At 60.9% G+C, this 21,844-nt stretch carries 22 protein-coding genes; 9 read left to right on the top strand and 13 right to left on the bottom strand.

Going from position 1 to position 21,844, the window contains the following annotated elements; genetic code table 11:
* Position 1 precedes the first annotated feature (1 nt).
* From HX817_RS08080 to HX817_RS08070, 3 genes are all read right to left on the bottom strand, one after another.
* Positions 2–2,578, bottom strand: coding sequence for a fimbria/pilus outer membrane usher protein (locus HX817_RS08080; protein ID WP_177040085.1), 2,577 nt, complete (start codon positions 2,576–2,578; stop codon positions 2–4).
* Between the two features lie 41 nt (positions 2,579–2,619).
* Positions 2,620–3,315, bottom strand: a complete 696-nt coding sequence (locus tag HX817_RS08075) for a molecular chaperone (protein WP_003218892.1) — start codon at positions 3,313–3,315, stop codon at positions 2,620–2,622.
* A gap of 67 nt (positions 3,316–3,382) precedes the next feature.
* Entirely contained in the window at positions 3,383–3,961 is a 579-nt protein-coding gene (locus HX817_RS08070; RefSeq protein ID WP_003218890.1) for a fimbrial protein, read from the bottom strand.
* Between the two features lie 437 nt (positions 3,962–4,398).
* On the opposite strand from HX817_RS08070, the gene mqo reads away from it, so the two are divergent.
* Positions 4,399–6,045 carry a malate dehydrogenase (quinone) gene (gene mqo, locus HX817_RS08065; RefSeq protein ID WP_177036279.1) on the top strand — a complete coding sequence of 549 codons (1,647 nt, stop codon included), beginning with the start codon at positions 4,399–4,401 and terminating at the stop codon, positions 6,043–6,045.
* Positions 6,046–6,130: 85 nt separating this feature from the next.
* On the opposite strand, the gene HX817_RS08060 is transcribed toward mqo, so the two are convergent.
* On the bottom strand, positions 6,131–6,784 hold the full coding sequence (locus HX817_RS08060; protein ID WP_008437644.1) for an NADPH-dependent F420 reductase: 654 nt from the start codon (positions 6,782–6,784) through the stop codon (positions 6,131–6,133).
* A gap of 97 nt (positions 6,785–6,881) precedes the next feature.
* Between HX817_RS08060 and HX817_RS08055 the strand changes: the two genes are divergently transcribed.
* Positions 6,882–7,778: a LysR family transcriptional regulator gene (locus HX817_RS08055; RefSeq protein WP_256348679.1), complete on the top strand. Its 897-nt coding sequence runs from the start codon at positions 6,882–6,884 to the stop codon at positions 7,776–7,778.
* On the opposite strand, the gene HX817_RS08050 is transcribed toward HX817_RS08055, so the two are convergent.
* Positions 7,775–8,623 carry a LysR substrate-binding domain-containing protein gene (locus HX817_RS08050; protein WP_134325972.1) on the bottom strand — a complete coding sequence of 283 codons (849 nt, stop codon included), beginning with the start codon at positions 8,621–8,623 and terminating at the stop codon, positions 7,775–7,777. The two genes, HX817_RS08055 and HX817_RS08050, sit on opposite strands and share 4 nt — an antisense overlap.
* Before the next feature lie 97 nt (positions 8,624–8,720).
* Here HX817_RS08050 and HX817_RS08045 point away from each other — a divergent pair, with 97 nt between their 5' ends.
* Together HX817_RS08045 and HX817_RS08040 are read left to right on the top strand one after the other, a co-directional pair.
* Positions 8,721–9,620 carry a DMT family transporter gene (locus tag HX817_RS08045; protein WP_177040084.1) on the top strand — a complete coding sequence of 300 codons (900 nt, stop codon included), beginning with the start codon at positions 8,721–8,723 and terminating at the stop codon, positions 9,618–9,620.
* 159 nt (positions 9,621–9,779) lie between these two features.
* A complete protein-coding gene (locus HX817_RS08040; protein WP_023659079.1) occupies positions 9,780–10,109 on the top strand; it encodes a YXWGXW repeat-containing protein in 330 nt (109 codons plus the stop codon).
* Between the two features lie 15 nt (positions 10,110–10,124).
* Here HX817_RS08040 and HX817_RS08035 read toward each other — a convergent pair whose 3' ends face one another.
* The 3 genes from HX817_RS08035 to HX817_RS08025 all read right to left on the bottom strand — a co-directional run bounded on the left by HX817_RS08035 (position 10,125) and on the right by HX817_RS08025 (position 11,280).
* Positions 10,125–10,499, bottom strand: coding sequence for a hypothetical protein (locus tag HX817_RS08035; protein ID WP_032899669.1), 375 nt, complete (start codon positions 10,497–10,499; stop codon positions 10,125–10,127).
* Positions 10,500–10,573: 74 nt separating this feature from the next.
* Positions 10,574–10,969 carry a PIN domain-containing protein gene (locus HX817_RS08030; RefSeq protein ID WP_177040083.1) on the bottom strand — a complete coding sequence of 132 codons (396 nt, stop codon included), beginning with the start codon at positions 10,967–10,969 and terminating at the stop codon, positions 10,574–10,576.
* On the bottom strand, positions 10,966–11,280 hold the full coding sequence (locus HX817_RS08025; protein ID WP_003218872.1) for an AbrB/MazE/SpoVT family DNA-binding domain-containing protein: 315 nt from the start codon (positions 11,278–11,280) through the stop codon (positions 10,966–10,968). Before HX817_RS08025 ends, HX817_RS08030 begins: the two co-directional genes overlap by 4 nt.
* 98 nt (positions 11,281–11,378) lie before the next feature.
* Here HX817_RS08025 and HX817_RS08020 point away from each other — a divergent pair, with 98 nt between their 5' ends.
* Positions 11,379–11,771, top strand: coding sequence for a RidA family protein (locus HX817_RS08020; protein WP_003218870.1), 393 nt, complete (start codon positions 11,379–11,381; stop codon positions 11,769–11,771).
* A 1-nt stretch (position 11,772) separates the two neighbouring features.
* Here HX817_RS08020 and ppnN read toward each other — a convergent pair whose 3' ends face one another.
* Positions 11,773–13,146, bottom strand: coding sequence for a nucleotide 5'-monophosphate nucleosidase PpnN (gene ppnN, locus HX817_RS08015; RefSeq protein ID WP_088424477.1), 1,374 nt, complete (start codon positions 13,144–13,146; stop codon positions 11,773–11,775).
* Positions 13,147–13,293: 147 nt separating this feature from the next.
* Positions 13,294–14,118, bottom strand: a complete 825-nt coding sequence (locus tag HX817_RS08010) for an aspartyl/asparaginyl beta-hydroxylase domain-containing protein (protein ID WP_003218865.1) — start codon at positions 14,116–14,118, stop codon at positions 13,294–13,296.
* Positions 14,119–14,502: 384 nt separating this feature from the next.
* On the opposite strand from HX817_RS08010, the gene fabV reads away from it, so the two are divergent.
* Positions 14,503–15,696, top strand: a complete 1,194-nt coding sequence (gene fabV / locus HX817_RS08005; protein ID WP_177040082.1) for an enoyl-ACP reductase FabV — start codon at positions 14,503–14,505, stop codon at positions 15,694–15,696.
* 100 nt (positions 15,697–15,796) lie between these two features.
* Positions 15,797–16,411, top strand: a complete 615-nt coding sequence (locus HX817_RS08000; RefSeq protein WP_177040081.1) for an HAD family phosphatase — start codon at positions 15,797–15,799, stop codon at positions 16,409–16,411.
* 4 nt (positions 16,412–16,415) lie between these two features.
* Here HX817_RS08000 and HX817_RS07995 read toward each other — a convergent pair whose 3' ends face one another.
* A complete protein-coding gene (locus HX817_RS07995) occupies positions 16,416–17,321 on the bottom strand; it encodes a LysR family transcriptional regulator (RefSeq protein ID WP_003218860.1) in 906 nt (301 codons plus the stop codon).
* 103 nt (positions 17,322–17,424) lie between these two features.
* Between HX817_RS07995 and HX817_RS07990 the strand changes: the two genes are divergently transcribed.
* Positions 17,425–18,594, top strand: a complete 1,170-nt coding sequence (locus HX817_RS07990) for an aspartate aminotransferase family protein (protein WP_177040080.1) — start codon at positions 17,425–17,427, stop codon at positions 18,592–18,594.
* Positions 18,595–18,659: 65 nt separating this feature from the next.
* On the opposite strand, the gene punR is transcribed toward HX817_RS07990, so the two are convergent.
* The gene (gene punR, locus HX817_RS07985; protein ID WP_003218855.1) at positions 18,660–19,592 is read right to left on the bottom strand and encodes a DNA-binding transcriptional activator PunR; all 933 of its coding nucleotides are present in this window, start codon (positions 19,590–19,592) and stop codon (positions 18,660–18,662) included.
* Positions 19,593–19,714: 122 nt separating this feature from the next.
* Here punR and punC point away from each other — a divergent pair, with 122 nt between their 5' ends.
* The gene (gene punC / locus HX817_RS07980; RefSeq protein ID WP_008437667.1) at positions 19,715–20,908 is read left to right on the top strand and encodes a purine nucleoside transporter PunC; all 1,194 of its coding nucleotides are present in this window, start codon (positions 19,715–19,717) and stop codon (positions 20,906–20,908) included.
* On the opposite strand, the gene HX817_RS07975 is transcribed toward punC, so the two are convergent.
* Positions 20,905–21,738, bottom strand: a complete 834-nt coding sequence (locus HX817_RS07975) for a nucleoside-binding protein (RefSeq protein WP_177040079.1) — start codon at positions 21,736–21,738, stop codon at positions 20,905–20,907. The two genes, punC and HX817_RS07975, sit on opposite strands and share 4 nt — an antisense overlap.
* Between the last annotated feature and the right edge of the window lie 106 nt (positions 21,739–21,844).

The following is a 21,844-nucleotide window of genomic DNA, read 5'->3' as shown; positions in this document are numbered from 1 at the left end:
GTCAGGAATCCTTGGCACCCGACCCACCGGCCGCGCGCTCACATTGAATATTCATTTGGGTGATGCCGCCGTCGGCAGGCGCTGTTTCGTCCAGCTTCAATTCGCGGCTGCACCACGGCTGGCCGTCGACGCTGACCAACAACCGCGCCTCGGGCGGCACGCCGGTCAGGAACGCGCGGCCTTTGTCGGCCACCAGGGTGTTGCCGAGGGCGCGGCCATCCGGGGCAAACAATTCGGCGCGGGCGGCAAACGGCGCTGCTTCGCCAAGGGTGTCGCTGATGCGAAACAGGATGCGTTGGCCGCGCCGGGTGTCGAAGTCGGCCAGTACAAACGCGCCGCGGTTTGGCGTGACTTCCTGCACCGGCTCGGCGATGTCGACGTCAGACGGCATCGACTGGGTGTCCAGCGACACGCGGTTTTTGCGATAGGGCAGGGCCTGCGGCACCACGGTGTAGCCATTGCTGTTGGTGCGCACACCGCGCTTGTTGCTGATGCCCACGTCGGCGGCGCCCGGTGTGGCGACGATCACATTGGTTTCGCCCAATGGCTGGCTGAACATCAGGTTGCTGCCATACGCCACCACCGAACCTTCGACGCCCATGTCCAGTTGGCGGCTGCCGGTGGTCTCGTTATAGGCACCGCGCACAATCGCGTTGGGCGCGTCGTATTGCGCGGCGAAGGTGCCGCCGGTCTGGCGTTGCGCGCCGCTGACTTGCTGCGACACACCCGCGCTGTAGGCCAGCGTATCGTCCTCGAACGCGTTGCCGCTCAGGGTCGCGGTGCGTGATGCCGAGCCCCGCGCGCTCTGGTTCATGTTGGCCGTAACGCGCTGGCTGCGCGTGCCGCCCAGGGGCATGCTGATGCTCAGGGACAGGCTGCGGTCGTCGCTGTTGGCGCCTTTGTTCAGGCCCAGCCCAAGGGAGTAGGAAATGTCCCCGACGCTCGCGCTGTATCCCAATTGGATCGAGGTGTCGGCCTTGCTCTTGTCCCAGTAGGCGGTTTTCGACACGTTGGCATAGACCCCGCCGTAGCCGCCCAATTGCTGCGACACGTTGGCGGTGAAGTTGCTTTTCATGTGGCCGCTGCGGTACGTGTCCAGGGTTTGCTCGGTGCTGCGGCTGTTCAGCGCTTCGTTGAACGAGTAGTAGCCGCCGGTGGAGTAGCGGTAGCCGATCAGGCTGAAGTTGGTGTCGGTGGCCGCCAGGGACTTGGAATAGCGAAAGCGAAACGACTGGCCGCTGGACGTGGTTTTCTCCCGGCCCACGGCGTCGCTGCGGGCGTGGGTCACGTCCACCGAGATCGCGCCAAAGCCGGCAAAGTCGTGGGCAAAACCCAGCAGGCCGGCGTTGTATTGATTACTCAGCAGGCTGCCGCCAAACAGCGTGGTGCTGCCGCTCAAACCGCGTCGTAGGGAGGCCTGGATAAATGTTGGGGTTTGCTGCACAAAGGACGATTGCGCCGGGCGGTATTGGCCGGCGAATACCGAATAGCTTTGCTGGCCTTCGCGCAGCATGTAGGGCACCGACGAGAACGACTGGGTGTAGACCTGGCGCTGGCCGTCCGGGCCTTCCACGGTGACTTCGATGTCGCCATTGCTGGCGGTGGGGTACAGGTCGGTCAAGGCGAACGGCCCTGACGGCACCCATTGCTCATGGATCACATAGCCGCGCTGGCGGATGATCACCCGCGAGCGGCCATTGGCAATGCCGCGAATCACCGGGGCGAATTCGCGGGCCTGGTCGGGCAGCATGTCCAGATCAGAGGCGATGCCCAGCCCGCGATAGGGGATCGCGTCAAACAGGTCGCCTTCGGTGGTGGAATCGCCCAGGGTGGCGATCGCCATCATATTGCCCATGTCGCGCTGGGCGTAGGTTTCCAGCGACTCCCAGCGCCCGGGCGTGGTGCTGCCTTTTTGCCAGGTCGAAAAATTGCGCAGGCGCCAGGCCCCGGCATTCACGCCGCTCCTCAGGCTGCCGAACTGGTCCTGGCGGCGGCCGGTATCGGACTCCACGGTGCTGCCGGTGAAGCTGTAGTTGGTGAAGGCCACCTGTTCGCCGTTACTCCATTGCCGACGGCGCACTTCAAAAGGGATGCTGCCCAGGTAGGCCTGTGGGATTTCAATCGACAGGATCTGGCGGTTGAAGTCGTAGTCGTAGCTCACGCCGGCCAGGCCCTGATCGAACGCAATGCAGGTGGGGTCGGCGTCGGTGCGGTTTTGCAGGGCCGTGTCGGCCACGCCCTGGGCGCGGAAGAACTCGACATCCAGGCAGGGGAACAGGCCGGTGCTCGAGCGTTCCTGGGTGCCGGTGGCGCGGATGAAACGCACATCACGCTGTTCGATCGAGCGCTGGTTGAGCTGGATATCCACCCGGTAAATCCCCGGCAACTGGCCGTCGCTCATGGCGCTGACCTGTTGTTTCACAGCGGCCGAACTCTGCCCGCCGCCGATTTCGAGAAACGACGCATCGAACTCGTAGCCGGCGTGTGCGGGGGCCAGGTGCAAGGCGGCGGCGGCCACGAGCGGGCAGCCGAAAGCCTTCACGGCCCGACGGCGCATGACTGGGAATGAACGGAGCATGGTCGTTCCTGAAAAGGCGTTCCGGGGTTGTCGCGTGGGTATCAGTGAATGCGGATGACGGGGGCGGTCACGATGCTGCCGTAGTCATCGATGTAGCTCAGTTGCACTTCATCGCCGGCCTTTGCCTGGATCGGCAGCTCACGCGCTTCGCCTGGGCGCAGCACATCCGGCGCCTGGGTGATCGGCAGGCCGTTGAGCTTCAGTTCGCTGACCACCACGTGCAGCTTGGAGGCGTTATTGACGGCCAATGCACCCGCTTGGGCCTTCCAGTTCACTTGCGCCACCGCGTCCTTGAGCGAACCTTTGAGGCCGGCCGGGCGGTAGAACAGTTTGATCGTGGTCTTGAGCGCGATCTGCAGCACGTTCTTGCCTTTTTGATCGTCGCTCATGGCCGGGATTGCCTTGACGTTCATCAGGAACAGGCTTTCGCGGTCCTGGGGCACTTCTGGGCCACCGGTAAAAATGATGCGCAGGATGTTTTCCTTGTCGGCATCCAGCCGGAACAGCGGCGGCGTGACGATAAAGTTATCGACGCTTTCCTCGTTGCCACTGCCGAAGTGGCTGACCCAGGACTGCACGAGGTAAGGCGAGGTGTCGTCGCGGTTGCTGACGCTCAGGTTGGCTTCGTTGGAAGCGCCGTCGTAGATCAGTCGCGTGGCGCCGACGGTGACGGCGGCGTTGGCGGCGCTGTGCCAGAGCGGCAGCAGGGCGAGCAGAAGATAGACTTTCAAACGCATGACAGGGGGACCTCCGGAAGCCCGCGGGCCGGCGCGCGAACGCCTGGCCCACGGTGTTGACGAGCAATTACTTGTAGGTAACGTCGAAGCTGGCCAGCGCGTGCACCTGACCGGTGCTGATGCCGGAGGTGGTCACCGCGTCGTCGCCTTCACCGGTGGTGGTGTCGGCGACGGTGCGCACGTAGGCAGCGGTAAAGTCGAAGGTATTGGACTGTGCACGCAGGTCGTAATCGGCGGTCGGCGTGTTCAGTGGCAGTTTGTTGCCGTTACGGGAGTCGGTGATCTGGATCGCGATGCCGCGCACCTGGTTTTCACCGGTCAGGCCCAGTAATGTCGGGTCGCTGGCGTCTTGCTGGCCGCTGAAGGTGATCGCGACGTTTTTACGGGTCGCGGTGCTGCAGTTGTCCAGGCTGATGGAAAACGGCTTAGCTTTATCGGTGAGCACCGAACCCACGGTGGGCGCGAAGTCAGCGATGCGCACCGGGTCCAGAGTCACCGACTTGTTCACGTCGCCGGTGGTGATGGTGCAGGCGTTATCGGTGACGGAACCGGTGAATTCGATCTGCCCGTCCGCCGCCTGAGCGGTGCCGGCCAGCAACCAGCAAGCGCCGCAGGCGAGGGTGAGTTGGCTCAGTTTGTTCAGCATTGCAGTGCCTCTTTTAAGAGAAGGAAGGTTGTCTGCCTACCCGTCAGGTAAGCCAATCCATAGTGCAATGCTGTGTTTTAGAGGCACATGAGACGAATCTTAAAAACTGGCGAACTGATGGCCGCCCGACCGCTGAGTCCATATAAGGCGCCGAGCGTGATATTCTGCGCGCCATCTTGGTCTAGCCTCTATCGAGTACGTACACCCGTATACGTCCCGGTGGTTAGCTGGCGCCCAGGTAGCTGAAGCCAATAATGATAAGAAGTCAGCGCAGAAGGGACATAAAAGTGAGGTCGATACGTCGGCCTTGTGTGCCCACCCTGCGGTCCCCGAATGAATGTGCACACCCCGCGGTGCGTTGCCTGGCGCAGCGTGATTGAGGGTTGCCCATGATCAGGGGCAGTGGGGCGGATGGCGTTTTATCATAGGTGCTACTGATGTTTAAAAAAGTAAACACTGCCCTGCTGGGGCTGGCTTTGTCGATGGGGATCACTTCCGTTCACGCGGAAGAGGCAAAGAAAGTCGATGTGCTGCTGATCGGCGGCGGCATCATGAGTGCAACCCTGGGTGTGTGGCTCAATGAGCTGCAACCGGACTGGTCGATGGAGATGGTCGAGCGCCTCGATGGCGTGGCCGAAGAAAGCTCCAACGGCTGGAACAACGCCGGTACCGGTCACTCGGCTTTGGCTGAGCTGAACTACACCCCGGAAGACAAGAACGGCAACGTTGAGATCCCGAAAGCGGTCGAGATCAACGAAGCGTTCCAGATCTCCCGTCAGTTCTGGTCCTGGCAGGTTCAGCAGGGCGTCCTGAAGAACCCGCGTTCGTTCATCAACTCCACTCCGCACATGAGCTTCGTGTGGGGCGATGACAACATCAAGTTCCTGAAGAAGCGTTACGAAGCGCTGCAGGCGAGCCCGCTGTTCGCCGGCATGCAGTACTCCGAGGACCCGGCGCAAATCGCCAAATGGGTTCCGCTGATGATGGAAGGGCGTGACCCGAACCAGAAAATCGCGGCCACCTGGACCCCGATCGGTACGGACGTGAACTTCGGCGAGATCACGCGCCAGTTCGTCGCTCACCTGCAAACTACGCCGAAGTTCGACCTGAAACTGTCGAGCGAAGTGCAGGACATCACCAAGAACGCCGATGGCACCTGGCGTGTCAGCTACAAGAACCTGAAAGACGGCACCAAGACGGAAACCGACGCCAAGTTCGTGTTCATCGGCGCGGGCGGCGGTGCACTGCACCTGCTGCAGAAGTCGGGCATTCCTGAAGCCAAGGAATACGCGGGCTTCCCTGTTGGTGGTTCGTTCCTGGTCACCGATAACCCAACGATTGCCGAGCAGCACCTGGCCAAGGCCTACGGTAAAGCTTCCGTTGGCGCACCGCCGATGTCGGTTCCGCACCTGGACACCCGCGTGCTGGATGGCAAGCGCGTGATTCTGTTTGGCCCATTCGCTACCTTCTCGACCAAGTTCCTGAAAGAAGGCTCGTACCTGGACCTGCTGACCAGCACCACCACCCACAACATCTGGCCAATGACCAAAGTCGGTATCCGCGAATACCCACTGGTCGAGTACCTCGCCGGCCAACTGATGCTGTCGGATGACGACCGCTTCAAGGCGCTGCAAGAGTACTTCCCGAACGCCAAGAAAGAAGACTGGCGCCTGTGGCAGGCCGGTCAGCGTGTGCAGATCATCAAGCGTGACGAAGAGCAGGGCGGCGTCCTGAAACTCGGTACCGAAGTGGTCAGCTCCGCCGACAACACCATCGCCGGCCTGTTGGGTGCATCGCCAGGCGCGTCCACCGCGGCTCCGATCATGCTGACCGTGCTGCAGAAAGTGTTCAAGGAACAGGTTGCTTCCCCGGCCTGGCAGGAAAAGCTGCACCAGATCGTGCCTAGCTACGGCACCAAGCTGAACGACAGCCCGGAAGCTGTGGCTAAAGAATGGGCCTACACCGCCAACATTCTGCAGCTGACGCCTCCACCTGCGATTCCGCAGCTGACTGCTCCGAAAGCCACCGAGGCTGCAAAGCCTGCGGCTGAGCCGAGCAAGCCAGCTTCTGACATCGCGCTGTAAGACGTTGGTGAGGTCCTGATTCAGGGCCTGCGCAACGTAAAAAGCCCGCTGAACCGGTGACGGTCAGCGGGCTTTTTTGCAGGTGTCACCAATGAGCGGGTACTTCGACCTGCCGCTCTGCAGCTGCCAACGCTGCCTTCAGTCCCTCTTTATCCAGAGGTATGCAGTACGCCGGCTTGGCGCGTTCAAACCGCCAGCTCTCATCCAGCCCACCGGCATCTACTGCGTCGAAGCCGATCTCGTCCAGCAGGGCGATGACTTGCGCCTTGGCTGCCGGGTCATCCGCCGCGACCGGGAGCGCGCGCCGGTCGGGTGCGCCGCGGCTGCGAGCATCCTGGGTCAGGTCCGGCGCCAGGATAGCGTTGAACACTTTCACCACATTTGATTGCGACAGGTGCTCGGCCACCAACCGGCTGGTGGTGGTTTCAAAGCGGTCGAGCACGGGAATATGGCCGTCGCGGTTCGGGTAGTAGTTGTTGGCATCCATCACGGTTTTGCCTTCCAGCCACTGCGCCGGCACGCTGCGGTAATGTTCGAACGGAATCGCCAGCAGGACCAGTTCGCCAAATTGCGCGGCGTCTTGCGCAGTACCCACTTGAACCCCACGAATGCCACTCAGCACGCTGCTCATCGACTGCGGGCCGCGGGAGTTGCTCAACATCACTTCATGGCCGGCCGCCAACGCCAACTGCGCAACGGCGCGTCCGATAAAGCCTGCTCCGATAATGCCAATTTTCATGTCGGTGCTCCTGAGTTGAGAGAGACGTTATGATGATTGGCTACTGGATGAGGATAAATGGCCGTTCTGGTCTTGGTGTTGTTACTGGGAGTGGTGAATGATGGACCGCCTTTCAAGCATGAGTGCCTTTGTGATGGCTGCCGAACTGGGGTCCTACGCCCGTGCTGCCGAACGCCTGGGAATGTCGCCGCAGATGGTAGCCAAGCATGTGGCGGCGCTGGAGCGGCGGCTGGGCGCACGCCTGCTCAACCGCACCACACGCCGGCAAAGCCTGACGGAGTTGGGAAGCGCGTACTACGAGCGCTGCAAACATATCCTGACAGAGGCAGAGGCCGCAGACTCCCTCGCCCAGATCATGAATGACACACCACGGGGCAAGCTCAAGATCAGCGCCCCAGTGACTTTTGGCTCCTACAGCCTGATGCCACTGGTGACCGAATTTTTACGCGACAACCCCGAGGTGGAAATCGACCTGCACCTGACCGACCGGTTTGTCGACCTGGTGGAGGAGGGCTACGAAGTGGCGTTCCGTATCGGCCCGCTGGCGAACAGCAGCCTCACCGCCCGGCCGCTGCAGCCCTACCGCCTGGTGGTCTGTGCGGCACCCAAATACCTGGCCGAGCGCGGCACGCCGCTGACGCCCGCTGACCTTGAACACCACGAGTGCCTGGGATACGCCTACTGGTCACGTCCGGCTGATCGCGAATGGTCGTTCTACCAAGGCGCCGTCCTGCACAAGGCCCAGGTCGCCAGCCGCCTGCACGTGAATGAAAGCCGGGCCTTGATGTCGGCCGCGCGGGATGGTTTCGGGATTGTGCTGGGGCCTGAGGATTTCTTGCGCTCGGCCCTCATGAGCGGTGAGTTGGTGCGAGTGCTGCCGGACTATGAGGCGCCAAGTCGGCAGATGCATTTGCTCTACACCGCGAATCGCCAGCGCACCGCCAAGCTGCGGCGATTTGTCGATGCGGTGCTGTTGCGTTTCGGACCACCCTAGACGCTGAAGCCGGCCTTGACCTGCTCATACAGATGCAGTGCCAACAGGTTGCTGCTGTCGCCAAGCAGGTACAGGTGATGCAGCGGCAGCGGCGGCAGTTCAGCTCCAGCAATCTGGCGCGTCAATCCCTTACCCATGCGGCTTTCTTCCACCAACCCCACCGCCATGCCACTGCGGATACACGCTTCAACAGCGGGCGAACTCGCGCTTTCCAGCAGCACCCGATAGTAAGTGCCGTGCTCCTTCAGCGCTCGAATCGCTGCAGCGCGATAAGGGCAACCTGTCAGTTGCACGGCAATCGGCAGCGGCGCCTGCGGTGGGCAGCTGAAGTGTTCGGCGGCCACCCACAGCGGCTGGATTTCTCCCAGGCGCTCGCCTTGTTCCAACGGCTGGGCGCTGACAATCAGGGCCAGGTCCAACTGCCTGCTGGCGAACAGCGTGAGCAGTTCGCCACTGGAGCGCGCCTCTACCTCCAGTTCCAGCAGTGGGTTGTCGGCGACCAGGCGGGGCAGGAACTCCTGCATGAAGTCTGGCGCGTAAGAATCAGGCAAACCCAGGCGAATCTTGCCCTGCATGCGTTGCGGCGTGAGGGAGGCCAGCAAGCGGTCGTGGCTCTTGAGGAATTCGGTGGTTTCGCCCAGGAGTTTCTTGCCGTACATCGTCAGTTCAACCCCCTGGTTGCTGCGGCTGAACAGGCGTTGGCCGACCTGGTCTTCGAGCTTCTGGATCTGCGTGGTCACCGTCGAGGCACTGCGGTGCACATGATTGGCCGCTTCGTTGAATCGCTGGAAGCGCGCCACCGCGTGGAAAGTGCGCAACAGGTCAATATTCAGTTGTTTGCTCATGATTCCACTTTTAAGGATTAGTGGTACAGATTATTCAAATATACAGAATCATGCGCGGCACTTAGCCTTTTGGTCAATCAAGCGAACCGGAGGCTCAATGAAGCGATCAACCGTGGGGCGGTTGCTGTTACAGGCGGTGTTCGTGCTGTCGTGGAGTTCGGGGTTTATCGGCGCGAAACTGGCGACCCGGAGTGATGGCGTGTTCAACGTGCTGTTCTGGCGTTTCTTGCTGGTGTCGTTGTGCCTGGCGCTGTTTTTGAACGTGCGGCTGCTGAAGGTTTCCTGGGCACAGATCCGCCATCACGCGGTGGTGGGTTTCCTCTCGCAGTTTCTCTATTTGACCTGTGTCTACGTGGCGATCCAGAACGGTTTGCCGCCGGGGATTGCGGCGATCATCGCGGCCCTGCAGCCATTGATGACGGCGGCGCTGTCATCGGGTAGCCACGCCGAACGCAGCGGCGGCTGGCAGTGGCTGGGGTTGATGATCGGTTTTGCCGGCGTGTCGATCGTCATCTTCGGGCAATACCGCAACAGCGGGGCCGAAGTCGGGTGGGTCATGTATGCATTGCCCCTGGTGTCGGCACTCGGTCTGACCGTGGCCACGCTGTACGAACGGCGGGCGGCCCGCACTGACTCCGGCGACCTGAGCCTGGCGTTGTTTATCCAGTCGTTGCTGACCTTGATCGGCTTTGCTGCAGCGGTGCTGTACACCGATACGCTGAGCATTCCGCGGACCCCCGACGTATTGATCTCCATCGTTTGGCTGACGGTGTTCTCTACCTTCGTGGCTTACCTGAGCCTGTGGATGTTGTTGCGCGTAATGACGGCTACCCATGTGGCGACATTGGTGTACCTGGAGCCTCCCGTGACACTGGTGTGGGCGGCACTGATGTTTGGCGATGAGATTCATGCGTCGACGTATGCAGGGATCTCCGTGGTGGTGGCCGGGCTGATTCTGGTGCGACTGAAACAGCCGGTCGCAGTCTGTGCCTCTTGAAAAGGTCAGTTTTTCTTTACCTGCTGTCTGCCCGTGGGTTCAGCAAGCTGACAGTTGGCACCTGTTAAAAAGTCTTATGGCCAAGCAGGAGCGCGGCTGGAACAAGGGGGCATTTTTTTACCGGTATAAACGCTGGGCGGTCACGCCCGAGGATTCTGTATGTTGTTACGTTATGCGGCATTGGCGGCTTTGGTCGTCGCGGCTTCCGGGTGTGTAGAGGAGCGGGTCGTGCATGATCGACGACCGGTGCAGCGTGAATATGTAGAAGTCGTCGCGCCGCAACCGCCGCCGGTGCAGGTCATCGAGGTCGAGCCCGAAGGGCGGCCAGGTTACCTGTGGTCGCGTGGCTACTGGCGTTGGGAAGGCGGGCGCTATGTGGCGGTTCACGGCCACTGGGAGCCGGTACGGCCAGGTTATCGTTATGTTCACCCGCATTGGGAGCAGCGTAACGACGGCTATCACTGGCAGGGCGGCGGTTGGGTTCGCTGACCGTTTTCCGATGGCTTAAATCGGCTTCTTCGTACCCAGAAGCCGAACCTCCCTGAGCAGCGCCGCGCCCAACTGGCCGGTGCCAAGCTCCTTGTAACCCACCGCTTTAACATCGCCATTCTCTTCCGCCTGGATGAGGATCACCGGTGTTTCCTTGCCGGTGCCTTCGTCGACATGCATGGCGTACTGCGGGATATCCAGCTTGATCGGCGTGCCTGCCGCCTTGCCCTTCACATTGATCAGAAACGCCGCACAACCGGTGTCCACATCCTGACTGGTAGCGGAACGGCCGCTGACGAAGCAGGTGTCGGGCAGGTCGGGCCAGGCGATGGCTTCGGCGAGGGTCAATGGGGACGTTAATGCCAGGCCGGCGAGAAAAAGCGTGCGCACGTTGGTCTTGTCTCTGGATAAAGTCAGTAAGGGCATTTTCTACCAAAGCCTTGACGCTTCTGCAACGCGACGCCTCAGGTCAGCCGCTGCATGCCGGTAGCCTTGGCCGCGCTGACATCAAATGTCGCCGTATATTCACAGCCTGCTGCGTGGGCGCAGCGTTCAATCAGGCAGTCGGCGAAATCGGCCCTGGTGCTTGTAAATCGCCGGAGTGCCTGCCAGATAACGTCGGCGTGCTCTACGGTCAGTTCGCGGGTACGCAGCAGCGTCTCCAGGACCGCAACCACTTCACTCTTGGCTGACTGGTAACTGGACTGCAGGACCCACACCAATTCCACTACTGAAACCAGGCTGACAAAACCCGGCGAGGCAGTGGTGAGCGACTCGATCAGTCTGGATGCCTTTGGCGATTGGACGGGATCATCCTGGGTGACGTAACGCACCAGCACATTGGTATCCAGTCCAATCATCGTGCTTTGGCTCCCTGTGCAGCGATGGCCAGGTTCATTTCTTCGATGCTGACGGGCTTGGCGGGTTTGCGGATCAGCCCTTTGAGGTCCAACACAGTCTTGCTGGCCGCGATGATCGCAAACTTGCCCTCTTCCATTTCGACGAATTCGACCCGGTCGCCAGTGTTCAGCCCAAGTGCGGCCCTGACTTGAACGGGAATGGTTATTTGGCCTTTTGAAGTGAGTGTGGCGGTAGCCATGTTGAAAGCCTCTCTCGTGATACTCCTTACCTTAGGGTAAGGAATAGTGGAGGGCAAGATCCATTGGTCCATAGGTTACTCATCTGGCGTGGGTGGGTCGGAACAGGTAAAACGATAGTCCGAACGTTTCCCGTCGACACGCCTGAAACCAGCCTTAAGAGATACAACATATGACCGACCGCCACCTCATCATCCCCACTTCCATGCACCCCATCGTCGAGCGCGCCGGCTACGTCCCGGCCGTAAAAGTCGGCAAGACCCTGTACTGCGCAGGGCAGGTCGGCCGCACGGAACACCTGGAAGTCATCACCGATCCCGAGGCACAGTTCGTCGCCGCCTGGGAGAGCCTGCGCCTGGTATTGGAGGAGGGGGGCTGTACGTTTGAAGACGTGGTCGACATGACCACCTACCACGTGAACATGAGCGAGCACATGGCGGTTTTCCGTGAAGTGAAAAACCGCCTGTTCCCTCGCGGGTTGTGCGCCTGGACGGTCATTGGCGTATCAGAACTGGCCAACCCAGGCTTGCTGCTGGAGATCAAGTGCGTAGCGGTTCAGCGCTGACTCACTGCACCACGCGGTAGCACGGCACGTAGGCGGCGCCGCCTGGCAGTTTCATCCGGTGCTGCTCTACGAACGCCTTCAGCAACTCATCCAGCGGTTTCATGATCGCCGGGTCGCCATGAATCTCATACGGCCCGTTCTGCTCGATCAGGCGGATGCCCTTGTCCTTGACGTTGCCCGCCACAATCCCCGAGAACGCCCGGCGCAGGTTGGCCGCCAGTTCATGGGGCGGCAGCGCGTGGCTCAGTTGCAGGCTGGCCATGTTGGCGTGGGTCGGGTCGAACGGGCGCTGGAAGCCCTCGTCGATCTTCAGCAGCCAGTTGAAGTGGAACGCGTCGTTGCGCTCGCGGCGGAACTGTTTGACCGCTTTCAAGCCGGCGGTCATCTGCCGGGCCACTTCAGCCGGGTCATCAATGATGATCTGGTAATGAGCCTGCGCCGCTTCGCCCAGGGTCGCGCCGACAAACGCGTGCAGCTGTTGCAGGTACGGCGCGGCGTGTTTCGGCCCGGTGAGGATCACCGGGAACGGCACGTCGCGGTTGTCCGGGTGCATTAGGATGCCCAGCAGGTACAGGAACTCTTCGGCGGTGCCGGCGCCGCCCGGGAAGATGATGATGCCGTGGCCGACGCGCACGAAGGCTTCCAGGCGCTTTTCGATGTCCGGCAAAATCACCAGCTCATTGACGATCGGGTTCGGCGCCTCGGCGGCGATGATCCCCGGTTCGGTCAGGCCCAGGTAGCGCCCGCCGGTAATGCGTTGCTTGGCGTGGGAAATGGTTGCGCCCTTCATCGGGCCTTTCATCACGCCGGGGCCGCAGCCGGTGCACACGTCGAGGCTGCGCAGGCCGAGTTCGTGGCCGACTTTCTTGGTGTATTTGTATTCTTCGGTATTGATCGAGTGCCCGCCCCAGCACACCACGATCTTCGGCTCGACGCCCGGGCGCAGGGTGCGGGCGTTGCGCAGCAGGTGGAACACGTAGTCGGTGATGCCCTGGGAGCTGCTCAGGTCGATGCGCTGGCTGTCCAGTTCGTTTTCGGTGTAGACGATGTCACGCAGGGCGCTGAACAGCATCTCCCGGGTACTGGCGATCATTTCACCATCGACGAACGCGTCAGCCGGTGCATTCAACAGTTCCAGGCGCACGCCACGGTCCTGCTGGTGGATGCGCACTTCGAAATCTTTATAGGCGTCGAGGATGGTCTTGGCGTTGTCGATGTGCGCGCCGGTGTTGAGGATGGCCAGGGCGCATTGACGGAAGAGGGTGTAGATGCTGCCGGTACCGGCTTCGCTCAGTTGCTGGACTTCACGTTGCGACAGCGTTTCAAGGCTGCCTTTAGGGCTTACGGAGGCATTGATGACTTGTCTTTGGGGCATTCTGATTCCCTGAAAGCACAGCCACCGGACCATGCATGGCCAGTGGCTTGAGGATAGTGCGCGCCGTTTTCGGTCGCATTGGACTGGCATTTTCCCCGGCACTGGAGCCGAGCGCAAACACCGTCGCGCACCATCATGCCGCAGAAGTTACTGAATCAGCTTCCAGTTTTTGTAGAAAAACCGACGCAGGGTAAAGACTGCTCCGGCAAAGCCCGCGATCAGGCCGTTGAGCACCGACGGCACCAGGGTTGGCCGCACGATGTCGATGAACAGGCAGTAGCGCTTGGCGTCGTTCTTGTTGAAGGAGGCATGCATCAGCGTGTCATCGAAGATAAACAGCGGATCATCGTGCCAGTAGTGTTTGTGCTTGCCGACCTGGATGTAGACGCCATCGTGATGGGGCGCCGGTGCCATGTTGTAGAGCACGCGGAACATCATGCGCAGCGGGCCGAAGTGAAACGAGGTGGAACGGTTTTCGTTGAATACCGACACGCCGATGGTTTTCACGTAGGGCAGTTTTTCCCGCAGTTGCGGGATATCCAGGGTGGTCTCGATCGGGCGGCCGTACCATTGGAAAAACAGCATGCCGCGTTTTTTCTCGGCCATGCGCTCATCCAGGTACTGGATGATCTCGTCTTTGTTGGCCATGGCGTCGTCGATCACCTTTTGCAGGTCTTCGCGCCAGGCCGGCGGCAGGTCGTTCATTTTATAAACGTGGCGATTACGCTGGCTCAACAAATCGAACAGCGTGTTGAACGGTGCCAGCAGCCAGGTATTGCGCCCGTTGCCGATGAAATACTTCTTGATGGTCGCGCCGTCGTACAGGCCATTGCGCAGGAAATCGTACAGGCCGCAGAACACCACCAGCATCAGAAACACCAGGGTGGTCTTGGGGAAGCAATAAATGAACAGCAAGACGCCAAGGACCCATGCGGCGGACGCCAGGCGTTTGCGGATGACACTCTTACTCATGAAACTGGGCTCCATCGGACGGTTTTCGATTGCTTCAAAACCGTCCGCGGTTGACTGGCAGGCCAGGCAAAGGCGTCAGTCAACCCGTGGGCATCATGCCCGAGCCGAAACATATCGAAATAATATGGTCATGATAGGGTGTTATCGCCCTCACGTGGCGTTTTAAATGCTGGAAATTTGTGAAGTCGCAGCACAGATTTTTACCGTTGTCCCCCTAAAATGCCTCGGCGGATGGTCAGGTCGGCGGTGTTGCGGATAGCATTTTGTGAACAGAAGATTTGCGACTATCGTGACGCTTCGGTTTTCCGGGCGTCATAGACCGGTACGATTGACGCTGTAATGGCCACCATTGGCCTTCGGCACCTTGGAAGAGGCAGAAATTTTATGATCATCAAACCGCGGGTTCGTGGCTTTATCTGTGTGACCGCTCACCCGGTTGGCTGTGAAGCGAATGTCAAAGAGCAGATCGACTACGTGACCGAACACGGTGCCATTGAAGGCGGCCCGAAAAAGGTGCTGGTCCTCGGGGCTTCCACCGGCTACGGCCTGGCCGCGCGCATCAGCGCTGCCTTTGGCTGCGGCGCCGACACCCTGGGCGTGTTTTTTGAGAAAGAAGGCGAAGAAGGCAAGCTCAGCTCTGCCGGCTGGTACAACAGCGCCGCCTTCGAGAAGTTTGCGCTGGAAAAAGGCCTGTACGCCAAGGGCATCAACGGCGATGCGTTCTCTGACGAGATCAAGCGCCTGACCATCGAAACCATCAAGAAAGACCTCGGCAAGATCGACCTGGTGGTCTACAGCCTGGCCGCGCCACGCCGTACCGACCCGCAAGGCGTGGTGCACAACTCCACCCTGAAGCCGATCGGCAAGGCTGTGACCCTGCGCGGCATCAACACCGACAAGGGCGTCGTGGTCGACACCACCCTCGAACCGGCCACCCAGGAAGAAATCGACGGCACCGTGAAAGTCATGGGCGGCGAAGACTGGCAGCTGTGGATCGACGCCCTGCGTGACGCCGACGTGTTGGCCGAAGGCGCCAAGACCACTGCGTTCACCTACCTCGGCGAGAAGCTGACCCAGGACATCTACTGGAACGGCTCCATCGGCGAAGCCAAGAAAGACCTGGACAAGAAAGTCCTGACCCTGCGCGAAAACCTCGCGGCGCTGAAAGGCGACGCCCGTGTGTCGGTACTCAAGGCAGTAGTGACCCAGGCCAGCTCGGCGATCCCGATCATGCCGCTGTACCTGTCGTTGCTGTTTAAAGTGATGAAAGAGCAGGGCACCCACGAAGGTTGCATCGAGCAGGTCTACGGCCTGTTCAAGGACAGCCTGTATGGCAAAGAGCCCAAGCTCGACGCCGACGGCCGCCTGCGCGCCGACCTCGCGGAACTTGAGCCTAAGGTTCAGGACGCGGTAGCGGCCCTGTGGAATCAGGTCTCCGATGACAACGTCAACGAGATCAGCGATTTTGCCGGCTACAAGGCGGAATTCCTGCGCCTGTTCGGTTTCGAGATCGACGGCGTGGACTACGACGCTGACGTGAATCCGACCGTGAAGATCAAGGGCCTGATTCAGGCTTAAGCGCTTGCGGTAACGAAGAAGCGGCCTCCAGGGGCCGCTTTTTTGTGCGCGTCATGCCAGACTGCGGTCGTTATCACACCCACGCTAACGGAGGATCTACATGACGATTCGTGCAGTCGTTTTTGATTTCGGCGGTGTCCTGTTCGACTGGAACCCGCACCATCTCTACCGCCAGCTGATTACCGACGACCGGGAGCGGCAACGGTTCCTGGACACCGTCTGCACCCAGGCCTGGAACACCGAGCAGGACGCCGGGCGCAGTCTGGCTGAGGGCACCCGCGCGCTGATCGCCGAACATCCGCAGCACGAGCCTTTGATTCAGGCGTACTACGACCGCTGGCACGAGATGCTGCGTGGTTCATTGCCGGAGGGCGTGGCGATACTCGAAGCGTTGCATGAGGCGAAGATGCCGCTGTTCGGCCTGACCAACTGGTCCGCCGAGACCTTTCCCTATGCCCGCGCCCACTATCCCTTCCTGCAGTATTTTCGCGACATCGTGGTGTCCGGCGAAATCAAGCTGATCAAGCCCGATCCTGCTATTTACCACGCCAGCCTGGCGCAGGTGCGCGCCCATTTGCCGGATATCCAGCCGGGTGAAGTGGTGTTTATTGACGACGTAGCCGGCAATACCGAGGCGGCCACTGCGCTGGGTTGGCAGGGGATTCACCACGTGTCTGCCGCGCAGACCCGTGAGCGCTTGATCGAGCTGGGGTGAGCCTCTAGCGCGCCCATTTCTCCATGACGAAATCCACGAACGCCCGCAGCTTGGGCAGGCGATAGCGGTCCTGGGCGTACAGCAAATGCATGGGCCGGCTGGGCAGTTGGTAATCCGTCAGTAATGCCACCAGTTTCCCGGCCCGCAGGTCTGGCTCGACCAGGGCGTCAGGCAGCATCACGATGCCCATGCCTTCCAGGGCAGCCTGGCGCAAGGCCTGCGAACTGTTGATGGTCAATGAGCCGGAAACTGGAATTTCCACATCGCCCTCTGCGCCGCGCATTCGCCACAACTTGTCGGCGTTGCGCCAATCGTCGGTCGCCGGGTAAGCGAACGCCAGGCAGTCATGTTGCTGCAGATCATCGGGGCGTTGAGGTGTGCCACGGCGCGCCAGGTACTCCGCAGAGGCGCAGAGGGTGATGGTGTAATCCTGCATGGGGCGGGCAATCAGGCTTGGCGCGTCCAGGTCGCCCAAGCGGATGGCCACGTCGAAGCCGCTGTCGACCATGTCCATCCGCTGGTTGCTCAGCACCACGTACAGCTTGATCTGTGGGTAGCGCTGGGAAAATTCGCTGAGCGCCGGTGCCAGGCGTTCGGTGCCAAAGGCCGGTGGTGCGGTGATCCGCAGCAGGCCCTTGGGTACGTCACTGTTGGCTTGTTCGGCCATCTGCTCGGAGTCGGCCACCAGGCCCAGCACCTCCAGGCAACGCTGGTAGTAAATCCCGCCAAACTCGGTCAGGCTTTGCTTGCGCGTGGTGCGCTTGAGCAGGCTGACCCCCAGCCTTTGTTCCAGCGCGCGCAGGTGATTGCCGACCATGGTGGTGGACATGCCGCACGCCTGCGCCGCCGCCGTCATGCTGCCGGCTTCCACTACTTTTACGTACACCGTCATCGCCTGGAACAGATCCATTATCAAGCCCTGGTTTAAAGTGATCGCAGTGTTGTGCAGTTTATCCAGCTCGGGTGGCTAACGATACTGGTGCCATCACTACGATGCACTGGAGCCTGATGCCATGACCGCCGCCTGCCTGATGACCACTTATCAACCGTCGCCCCTGAGCTTTACCCGTGGCCTTGGCACGCGCCTGTGGGACCAGCAGGGCCGTGAATACCTGGATGCGGTGGCAGGTGTGGCGGTGACCAACGTCGGTCATTCCCATCCGCGGCTGGTAGCGGCCATCAGTGAGCAGGCCGGTTTGCTGCTGCACACCTCCAACCTCTACAGCATCGACTGGCAGCAGCGCCTGGCCCAGCGCCTCACCCGGCTCTCCGGGCTGGACCAGGCGTTCTTCAACAACTCCGGTGCCGAAGCCAACGAAACGGCGCTGAAGCTGGCCCGGCTGCATGGCTGGAAAAAGGGTATCGAACAGCCGCTGGTGGTTGTGATGGAGAATGCCTTTCACGGGCGCACCCTGGGCACCCTGTCCGCCAGCGACGGGCCTTCCGTGCGGTTGGGATTTCAAAAACTGCCGGGGGACTTTATCAAGGTCGGCTTCGGTGACTTGAAGGCACTGGAGGCCGTGACCCGGGAGTTTGGCCCGCGCATTATTGCGGTGCTGCTTGAGCCGATCCAGGGCGAAAGCGGCGTGCAAGTCGCGCCGCCGGGCTATCTGAAAGCCTTGCGCGAGCACTGCACCCGGCAAGGCTGGTTGTTGATGCTCGATGAGATCCAGACCGGGATCGGCCGTACAGGTCGCTGGTTTGCCTTCCAGCATGAAGGCATCGTGCCGGACGTGATGACTTTGGCCAAAGGCCTCGGCAACGGTGTGCCGATTGGCGCGTGCCTGGCCCGGGCCGCTGTTGCGCAACTGTTTACCCCCGGCAGCCACGGCAGCACCTTCGGCGGCAACCCGCTGGCCTGCCGTGTCGGTTGTACGGTGCTGGAGATCATCGAAGAACAAGGCCTGCTGGACAACGCGGCGCAACAGGGTGAGCGGCTGCTGGCGCGCCTGCGGGTGGAATTGAACGAGCATCCCCAGGTGCTGGCGATTCGCGGGCAAGGGCTGATGATCGGCATCGAACTGGCAACGCCTCAGCGCGACCTGGCCCACCGTGCGGCGCAAGAGCATGGCCTGCTGATCAACGTCACGCGGGGCAAGATCATCCGCCTGCTGCCGCCGCTGACCATCGATGCCAAGGAAGTGGAGATGATCGTGCGCGCACTTTCCCGGCTTCTGGACTAAACACGGATGAGGCTGACGCGGAGCGTCACTGGCTGCATTCCCACGCAGAGCGTGGGAACGATCAGTCAAACGGGGTAGCCGGAGCCCACCTGCACCCCGTTCAGCCATTCCTGATTCAGGGTCTCGGTATCCCCCAGGTAATCCAGCAACCAGGCCATGGCCGGCGACAGTTTGTTCTGTGCCCAGGCCACGCACGACGGGCTGGCAGGGAAGGGCCGGGACAGTTGCAGGGCGCTCAGCTCGCCGCGCTCGATCCACGGCTGTACCAGGTGCGCCGGTGCCATGCCGACGCACAAGCCGTCCCGCAGGCAATCAATCGCCGAAGCCCAGTGCGGCACCACCAAACGACGCTGGTTATCCAGGGTCCAGGTGTCGCGCTTGGGCAGGTTGCGCGAGGTGTCGGTCATGCACAGGGAGGCGAAGGGCCGCAGTTGGTCATCGCTGAGCAGGCCTTCGACCGCTGCCAGCGGATGCCGGCTGCTGACCACGCACAGCCAGTTCAGCAGGCCCATGTCACGAAATGTGAATTGACTGGCCACCGGCACCGCGCTGGTGGCGCCGATCACGATATCGGTGCGGTCATCGGCCAGGGCATCCCACACCCCGTTGTACACCTCGTAATCCAACAGCAATTCCACCTCCGGGAACTGCCGATAGAAATCCAGTACCAACTGCCGGCAGCGCTGCTGTTTAACGATGGAGTCCACCGCGACTTTCAACTGGCCACTCCAGCCATTTGCCACTTGCTGGCACAGCCGGCGGGTGCCGAGCATTTTTTTCATGACGCCGCGGGCTTCGTCGATGAACAATTTACCCGCGGGTGTCAGCTCCACATCCCGATGCCGTCGGACGAACAGCGGCACCGCCAGCCATTCTTCGAGTTGCCGCACGGTGTAGCTGATGGCTGACGGCACGCGGTGCAGTTCCTGGGCGGCGGCGCTGAAGCTGCCGTGGCGGGCCACTGCATCCACCACATCCAGGGAATATTCAGACCACATGGGGTTTGCCTTCAAAATTATTGATAAGAGTGTCCAATTATTATCGCTTCACAGGGATTTGCTCAGCTTCATAATAGGCGCCAGTCAGCAAATAGTTTGATGGCAGGTTATACAAGGCTTCAATGAAAAATTCTTTTGGATTCACCTGGTACCTGGCGGGGCTGAGCATGCTCGGCTATCTGGCCATGGATATGTACTTGCCGGCGTTTGGCGCCATGGGCGAGCAACTGCAGATTTCCCCCGGCGCGGTGGGCGCGAGCCTGAGCATTTTCCTCGCCGGCTTTGCCGTCGGGCAGTTGCTGTGGGGGCCGCTATCCGACCGGTTGGGACGCAAGCCGGTGCTGCTTACGGGCCTTTCCCTGTTTGTGCTCGGCTGCCTGGGGATGTTCTGGGTCGAGACCGCACCGCAGCTGTTGGCCTTGCGTTTTGTCCAGGCGATTGGCGTGTGTTCCGCCGCTGTCAGTTGGCAGGCGCTGGTGATCGACCGCTACCCGGCGGACAAGGCCCATCGGGTGTTCGCCGGCATCATGCCGCTGATGTCACTGTCTCCGGCCCTGGCGCCATTGCTGGGAGCGCTGATGCTGAATCACTGGGGCTGGCAGGCGATCTTCGGTGTGTTGTTGGTGGTTTCGCTGCTCCTGCTGCTGCCTACGTTGTTTCTCAGGCCGCTGCCGAAACGCCTGACAACCGACGGCGAACCGTCCCGACTCGGCTATGGGCAATTGCTCAAGTCGCGGGTGTTCACCGGCAACGTGATGATCTTTGCCGCATGCTCGGCCAGTTTCTTCGCCTGGCTTACCGCCTCGCCGTTCATCCTTGGCGGGATGGGCTACAGCCCGAATGACATCGGCTTGAGCTACGTATTGCCAACGCTGTCGTTCCTGATCGGTGGCTACAGTTGCCGCAGTGCGTTGCAGCGGTTCCAGGGCAAGACTTTGTTGCCGTGGCTGCTGCTGGCGTACTGCATCAGCATGGTCGCGCTGTACCTCGTCGCGACCTTGACCGTGCCGACGCTCGCCACCTTGCTGATTCCGTTCTGCCTGATGGCCCTGGTCAATGGCGCCAGCTACCCGATCGTGGTGGCGAATGCACTGATGCCGTTTGCGGAAAATTCCGGCAAGGCGGCGGCATTGCAGAACACCTTGCAGTTGGGGTTGTGCTTCCTGGCGAGCCTGATCGTGTCGTCGATGATCGACCAGCCGCTGTTGATCACTGCGATCGTGATGCTGGCGACCGCGCCATTGGCCGTGTTGGGCTACTGGCTGGCGCGACCGAAGGTCGACGATGGCGATGCCGACCTGGTGCGCGCCCGCTAGAACGTCACTTCCATGTTCACCGTCGGCGTTGACGTGCGGCTACCCCGGCCGCCGTCCACGCCGAACTTGTTATGCCAATACTCATACCCGACGCCCAGGTAGAGATTGGGCTTGACGCTTTTGCCCGGGCGCACCGCCACCATCAGCGCGGTGCGCATCAGGGTTTCCGGCGCCGTATCGCGGCCATGGAAGTCCTCGCCCTTTTCCCCGACGTGATTGATAAACCCCTGAAACTTCGCCCCGTGGTTGCCGATCTCGAAAGGCCGCATCCAGGTCAGGTTGAGCATGTAGGTATCGTCGAAGGTGTGATCGGGTTCTTTCGCGCCAGGGATGCCGGAATGGTTTCTTTCCTTGTAGTACATCAGGCTCAGGTCCAGCACGCCGACGGTGTTGAACTTCAAGGTCGGGCCAATCACCAGTGCGCGTTTTTTCGCCGACGCCAGGTTGTTGTTGCGGTTGGCATCAAAGCCGAAGCTCAGTGCGTAATCCTTGATCACCCCGGTGCCCAGCGGCACATCGAATACCCGTGAGGCGTACAGCTGGTGCCGGTACACCGCATACACTTCGCTGCCGCCGTGGTCGGTACCCTTGCGCGGGTCGCGGCTGTCGGACAGGAACACATCGAGGTTCAGGTAGTTGCTGCCGTACTGGTAGCCGCTGGCGTGGGTGAAGCTGTAGATGCGCTTGCTGAACTCATCCGGGTTGTTCGGATTGGTGAACTGTTGCCCGTAGCGAAATCCTACGCTGTTGTTCATCCATTCCAGCGCGACAGCCTCCCCGCCGCCGAACAATGTGAGTAATACGGTTGCGCCGTGCAGTGCCTTTTTCATTGTTTTAATTCCTTTGGCGTTTTGGCTCATGGCGACCGCGCAAGGGTCGCCGGGCGCAGTATCGGCACATCCGTTGTAGGTTCCAAAGAACAGAATCTCGCCTGGG

This window comes from Pseudomonas sp. C6002 (assembly GCF_013385805.1).
Classification (GTDB): domain Bacteria; phylum Pseudomonadota; class Gammaproteobacteria; order Pseudomonadales; family Pseudomonadaceae; genus Aquipseudomonas.
The sequence above is the reverse complement of the archived record's forward strand: the minus strand, read 5'-3'. Positions and strand labels throughout refer to the sequence as shown.

What these genes read in the sequence shown, in the direction of transcription:
- punC (WP_008437667.1), top strand. Translation starts at nt 19,715, where the DNA reads ATGAAAAATTCTTTTGGATTCACCTGGTACCTGGCGGGGCTGAGCATG.
- ppnN (WP_088424477.1), bottom strand. Translation starts at nt 13,146, where the DNA reads ATGCCCCAAAGACAAGTCATCAATGCCTCCGTAAGCCCTAAAGGCAGC.
- HX817_RS08040 (WP_023659079.1), top strand. Translation starts at nt 9,780, where the DNA reads ATGTTGTTACGTTATGCGGCATTGGCGGCTTTGGTCGTCGCGGCTTCC.
- HX817_RS08000 (WP_177040081.1), top strand. Translation starts at nt 15,797, where the DNA reads ATGACGATTCGTGCAGTCGTTTTTGATTTCGGCGGTGTCCTGTTCGAC.
- HX817_RS08030 (WP_177040083.1), bottom strand. Translation starts at nt 10,969, where the DNA reads ATGATTGGACTGGATACCAATGTGCTGGTGCGTTACGTCACCCAGGAT.
- HX817_RS08080 (WP_177040085.1), bottom strand. Translation starts at nt 2,578, where the DNA reads ATGCTCCGTTCATTCCCAGTCATGCGCCGTCGGGCCGTGAAGGCTTTC.
- HX817_RS08010 (WP_003218865.1), bottom strand. Translation starts at nt 14,118, where the DNA reads ATGAGTAAGAGTGTCATCCGCAAACGCCTGGCGTCCGCCGCATGGGTC.
- HX817_RS08050 (WP_134325972.1), bottom strand. Translation starts at nt 8,623, where the DNA reads ATGAGCAAACAACTGAATATTGACCTGTTGCGCACTTTCCACGCGGTG.
- HX817_RS08075 (WP_003218892.1), bottom strand. Translation starts at nt 3,315, where the DNA reads ATGCGTTTGAAAGTCTATCTTCTGCTCGCCCTGCTGCCGCTCTGGCAC.
- HX817_RS08020 (WP_003218870.1), top strand. Translation starts at nt 11,379, where the DNA reads ATGACCGACCGCCACCTCATCATCCCCACTTCCATGCACCCCATCGTC.
- HX817_RS07975 (WP_177040079.1), bottom strand. Translation starts at nt 21,738, where the DNA reads ATGAAAAAGGCACTGCACGGCGCAACCGTATTACTCACATTGTTCGGC.
- HX817_RS08045 (WP_177040084.1), top strand. Translation starts at nt 8,721, where the DNA reads ATGAAGCGATCAACCGTGGGGCGGTTGCTGTTACAGGCGGTGTTCGTG.
- fabV (WP_177040082.1), top strand. Translation starts at nt 14,503, where the DNA reads ATGATCATCAAACCGCGGGTTCGTGGCTTTATCTGTGTGACCGCTCAC.
- mqo (WP_177036279.1), top strand. Translation starts at nt 4,399, where the DNA reads ATGTTTAAAAAAGTAAACACTGCCCTGCTGGGGCTGGCTTTGTCGATG.
- HX817_RS07990 (WP_177040080.1), top strand. Translation starts at nt 17,425, where the DNA reads ATGACCGCCGCCTGCCTGATGACCACTTATCAACCGTCGCCCCTGAGC.
- HX817_RS08055 (WP_256348679.1), top strand. Translation starts at nt 6,882, where the DNA reads ATGATGGACCGCCTTTCAAGCATGAGTGCCTTTGTGATGGCTGCCGAA.
- HX817_RS07995 (WP_003218860.1), bottom strand. Translation starts at nt 17,321, where the DNA reads ATGGATCTGTTCCAGGCGATGACGGTGTACGTAAAAGTAGTGGAAGCC.
- HX817_RS08070 (WP_003218890.1), bottom strand. Translation starts at nt 3,961, where the DNA reads ATGCTGAACAAACTGAGCCAACTCACCCTCGCCTGCGGCGCTTGCTGG.
- HX817_RS08025 (WP_003218872.1), bottom strand. Translation starts at nt 11,280, where the DNA reads ATGGACCAATGGATCTTGCCCTCCACTATTCCTTACCCTAAGGTAAGG.
- punR (WP_003218855.1), bottom strand. Translation starts at nt 19,592, where the DNA reads ATGTGGTCTGAATATTCCCTGGATGTGGTGGATGCAGTGGCCCGCCAC.
- HX817_RS08060 (WP_008437644.1), bottom strand. Translation starts at nt 6,784, where the DNA reads ATGAAAATTGGCATTATCGGAGCAGGCTTTATCGGACGCGCCGTTGCG.